Origin of the sequence: Streptomyces sp. NPDC059080 (assembly GCF_042739975.1) — a bacterium.
GTDB classification, from domain to species: Bacteria; Actinomycetota; Actinomycetes; order Streptomycetales; family Streptomycetaceae; genus Streptomyces; species Streptomyces benahoarensis.
Genome location: NZ_JBHYGX010000055.1, coordinates 1 through 4,020, shown reverse-complemented (window position 1 = coordinate 4,020; position 4,020 = coordinate 1). Strand labels below are relative to the sequence as shown.

Here is a 4,020-nt window from a genome sequence, read left to right as displayed (position 1 = left end):
CCCTCCCTCCGGGCGGGGCGCGCGGGTGCTGCCCCCCCCCCCCCCCCCGCCGTCCCGTTCAGCGGTGGTCCGCCCGCCTCAGGCGCCGAGCGCCCCGCCGCGCACCGCACCGACGAACGCCGCCCACGCCGGCGCCTCGAAAACCAGCGCCGGACCCTGCGGGTCCTTGCTGTCCCGGACGGGGACGAGGCACGGGTGGCCGTCGGCGATCTCGATGCACTGGCCGCCGTCCTGGTTGCTGTAGCTGGACTTCCGCCAGGTGGCCGCGCTCAGATCGATGACTCGCACGAAAATTCCTCCAGGATCTGCTTGATGAACTCCCGTGTCTCGCCCGGGGAAAGAGCCAGATCACGGATCAAATCGTAGCGGAGCTGGAGGCGTTCGGAAGCTTCCGTATCCTCGATCAGTTCGCCGGAATACCCACTCTCCACCCACGCCGCCGTGCGGCCGTCGTGGCCCCGCAGGAACATGACGTCGGTGTTCGTCAGCGCGTGGAATCCCCCCCTGTGCGGCATCGCTTGGATGAACACATTCGGCCGCTCGCCGATCTTCAGCAGGTAGTCCAGCTGCTCCCGCCACTCCCCGGGATTGCGCAGCGACGTACGCAGCACCGATTCGGAGAGGACCGTACGGAAGCGGGGTGCGTCCGCACGCTCCAGCAGCTCCCGTCGCCCTATCCGCGCCTGGACCTGAAGCTCCAGCTCTTCACCCTCCAGACCGCCCGCGGCCAGCAAAGCTCGCGCGTACGCCTCCGTCTGCAACAGGCCCGGCAGGGCGCTCACGGCGTGGTGCCACAGGCTGAGCGCCTCGGCTTCCAGGTTCATGTAGCGCCGGTAGCCCTCGCGGAACTGCTTGGGGTCGCGAACCGCCAGCTCCCAATGCGACAGCAGGAGATCGTCGGTTCCGTAGTAGGTGTCCAGTCCCTGGGCGACCTCCGGGCTGCCGAGCGTCGCACCCGATTCGATCTTCCCGAACAGCGAAGCGTCCCAGCCCAGCGCATCACCCAGCTCGCGGAAGGTGACTCCCTTCTTCAGCCGTAGTCGGCGGACCTCCTGCGCGAACCGCAGGCTCGGTTCCTGACTGCGGCCGGTCACCACTCTCCTCGGTGGCATACGCACCCCTCCCTCGTCTCGTGACGTAACAACAGTGCCACGCAGCGTAGTTGGCGGCCGAAGGCCCCGAAGGCGTATCGGACGACCGCGAGGGGGCGCGTGGAGCGGGGGGACGGCGCGGGCGGAAACGGAGTGCTTCACTCCGGCCGGAGGTTTCCGGAACCACCGCTCTGACCTGCACCTTTGCGCCGTTGGACGGGAATGACAACGGTCACCGATGCAGCCTTTGAAAGACCGGAAAAAGTGCGCTTTGCTGCGCATGAACGCCCCAGGAGAACGACGACCCAGGACGACCCAGGAAGGAGCGCGCCTTGACCGAGCACGCCCACGGGCACCACCCCGGAGAGGGTCGGCCGCACGGCCACCGTCCGGATCACGCCCACGCCCATGGCGGGCACAGCCACGGCCAGGGCGGGCACAGCCACGCGCACACCGTCTCGCCGGACGCCGACCGCCGCTGGCTGCGCGCCGCGCTCGCGCTGATCTGCGCGTTCATGGCGGTCGAGGTGGCCGTCGGACTCGTCGCCCACTCCCTGGCGCTGCTCTCCGACGCGGCGCACATGCTCACCGACGCGGCGTCGATCGTGCTCGCGCTGGTCGCCATGCGGCTCGCCGCCCGGCCCGCGCGCGGCGGCTACACGTACGGGCTCAAACGCGCCGAAATCCTCTCCGCCCAGGCCAACGGCATCACCCTGCTGGTGCTGTCGGCCTGGCTGGCGTACGAGGCGGTGCGGCGGCTGATCGAGCCACCGGCGGTCACCGGCGGGCTGGTGCTGGTCACGGCGCTGGCGGGCGTGGTGGTGAACCTGATCGCGGCGTGGTTCCTCTCCCGCGCCAACCGCTCCAGCCTCAACGTCGAGGGCGCCTACCAGCACATCCTCACCGACCTGTTCGGGTTCGTCGCCACCGCCGTCGCCGGGCTGATCGTGTGGACCACCGGCTTTGCGCGGGCGGATGCGCTGGCCACGCTCGTCGTCGTCGCGCTGATGCTGCGCGCCGGGTACGGGCTGGTGCGCGAGTCCGGGCGGATCTTCCTGGAGGCGGCGCCCGCCGGGGTCGACCCGGACGCGCTCGGCGATCATCTCGTCGCGGCGGACGAGGTCGCGGAGGTCCACGATCTGCACCTGTGGCAGATCACCTCCGGGGAACCCGCGCTCTCCGCGCACATCCTGGTGGCGCCGTCCGGCGACTGCCACAAGGTCCGCCGCCGCCTCCAGGAACTGCTGAGCACCGAGTACGGGATCACCCACGCCACGCTCCAGGTCGACCACGTCGGGGAGCAGGACGCCGACACCGTGCTGCACGTCGGCTCCGGGCCCGCGCCCGAGACCGCCCCCGGTCACGGCCACGGCCACGGCCACTGCGAGGACGCCCACGGCCCGGTCCACCGCCGGGGACCGCACCACCACTGAGCAGCACGGACACCAAGCCACTGACCAGCACGGACACCAGCTTTCGGAGGGGAACGCCATGCTCGAACTGCGTCCGGCCCGCGTCACCGACCACCCAACGCTCGTCCGCTGCGTACGCCACTGGTGGGGCGACTCCCGCACCCCGGAAGAGGCCCGCGAACTGTCCCTGCTGCTGCCGCGCCTCTTCCTCCAGTTCTTCTCCCGGACGAGCCTGATCCTGGAGGCGCCGCCCGGTTCGCCGGCGGACGGTGACGGGGGCGGCGTCCGGGCGTTCCTCGTCGGGTTCCACGCGCCGGAGAACACCACCGACGCGTACATCCACTTCGTCGGAGTGCACCCCGCGCTCCGGGGGCAGGACGTGGGGCGCCGCCTCTACGCGGCGTTCTTCGCGCGGGCGGCGGAGGCGGGGCGTACCGATGTCCGCGCGATCGTCTCGCCGGGGAATGCGGCCTCGCTGGCCTTCCATCGCGCGATGGGGTTCACGCCGGAGGGCGACGGTGACCGGGTCGTCGGCGGTCTGCCGGTGCATGCGGATTACGACGGGCCCGGGGAGGACCGGGTGTGCTTCCACCGGAGGATCGGGGGCTGACGCGAGGCCCCCGTATCGCCCCGTGTACCGCCGCGTGTCGCATCCGGCCCTCTGGCCGCCACCGCACGGGTGAACCGTGGCCGTGCCCCGGTGGAGGCGGGGCGCCGGGCGCGGTGGGCGGTGCTCGGATGGGCGGATGCGAACCCTCCTCCTGAGCGCTCTGCTGTGCACCGCCGCCGCCCTCCCCGGACGCGCGGTGGCCGCCGGGCCCCCGGCGGAACCCGCACCGCCGCAGGTGGCGGTCGAGGTGAGCGACGGCACCGACACGGCGGAGGCGGGCGACCGGCTCGACTACCGGGTCACGATTCGCAACCTCGGTGACGTCCCGCTGCGCGGCGCCCGCGTCGAGGCCCGGCTGCCCGCCACCACGGAGTCCGCCGAGGCACCCGAGGGCCGCGTCACCGCCGACCACACCGCCGTCTGGCACACCGACCTCGACCCGGGCGCCCTCCGCGTGCTGACCGTCAGCGCCACCCTCGGCGACCGCGCCGACGGCCCCACCGCCGCGCCCGGCACGCTCCGCGCCGCCACCACCGTCTGCGTCCACGCCCCCGGCGTCGCCGCCCCCGCCGCCTGCACCGGCGACATCGACGACCTCCCCGAAACCCACGGCGACGCCGCCGGCCACTCCTGGATGTCCTGGGCCTCCTGGACCCCATGGCTGCTCGGCACGGGGCTGCTCGCGGGCGCTGGGCTGTTGCTGCGGGAGCGCCGCCGTACCGCCGCGGCGGCGACCACGACCGCCGCGCCTGCGGCCGGGCCCACCACGGCCCGCACCTGACGGCCGGGGGCGGCCCGGCAGGGGCGCGGCCCTGGGGGGGGGGCGGGGGGGGGGGCCCGCGCCCCCCCCCCCCCCCGGCGCCCGGGGGGGGGCGGCCGGGGGGGGGCCGGGGGGGGGGGCGGGGCG

Annotated in this window: 5 protein-coding genes; 3 read left to right on the top strand and 2 right to left on the bottom strand. The window is 73.4% G+C overall.

Features of this window, described 5'->3' with window-relative positions; translation table 11 throughout:
- Positions 1-78: 78 nt before the first annotated feature.
- Together ACFWWQ_RS27465 and ACFWWQ_RS27460 are read right to left on the bottom strand one after the other, a co-directional pair.
- The gene (locus tag ACFWWQ_RS27465; RefSeq protein WP_384601496.1) at positions 79-288 is read right to left on the bottom strand and encodes a DUF397 domain-containing protein; all 210 of its coding nucleotides are present in this window, start codon (positions 286-288) and stop codon (positions 79-81) included.
- Positions 270-1,112 (bottom strand): helix-turn-helix domain-containing protein, encoded by an 843-nt coding sequence (locus ACFWWQ_RS27460; RefSeq protein ID WP_384601493.1) that lies wholly within the window; start codon positions 1,110-1,112, stop codon positions 270-272. Before ACFWWQ_RS27460 ends, ACFWWQ_RS27465 begins: the two co-directional genes overlap by 19 nt.
- A 311-nt stretch (positions 1,113-1,423) precedes the next feature.
- On the opposite strand from ACFWWQ_RS27460, the gene ACFWWQ_RS27455 reads away from it, so the two are divergent.
- The 3 genes from ACFWWQ_RS27455 (at position 1,424) to ACFWWQ_RS27445 (ending at position 3,894) form a co-directional block, all read left to right on the top strand.
- Entirely contained in the window at positions 1,424-2,524 is a 1,101-nt protein-coding gene (locus tag ACFWWQ_RS27455; RefSeq protein ID WP_384601490.1) for a cation diffusion facilitator family transporter, read from the top strand.
- 58 nt (positions 2,525-2,582) lie between these two features.
- Positions 2,583-3,113, top strand: coding sequence for a GNAT family N-acetyltransferase (locus ACFWWQ_RS27450; RefSeq protein WP_384601488.1), 531 nt, complete (start codon positions 2,583-2,585; stop codon positions 3,111-3,113).
- Between the two features lie 136 nt (positions 3,114-3,249).
- A complete protein-coding gene (locus ACFWWQ_RS27445; protein WP_384601485.1) occupies positions 3,250-3,894 on the top strand; it encodes a hypothetical protein in 645 nt (214 codons plus the stop codon).
- The last annotated feature ends 126 nt before the right edge of the window (positions 3,895-4,020 follow it).

What these genes read in the sequence shown, in the direction of transcription:
- ACFWWQ_RS27460 (WP_384601493.1), bottom strand. Translation starts at nt 1,112, where the DNA reads ATGCCACCGAGGAGAGTGGTGACCGGCCGCAGTCAGGAACCGAGCCTG.
- ACFWWQ_RS27450 (WP_384601488.1), top strand. Translation starts at nt 2,583, where the DNA reads ATGCTCGAACTGCGTCCGGCCCGCGTCACCGACCACCCAACGCTCGTC.
- ACFWWQ_RS27445 (WP_384601485.1), top strand. Translation starts at nt 3,250, where the DNA reads ATGCGAACCCTCCTCCTGAGCGCTCTGCTGTGCACCGCCGCCGCCCTC.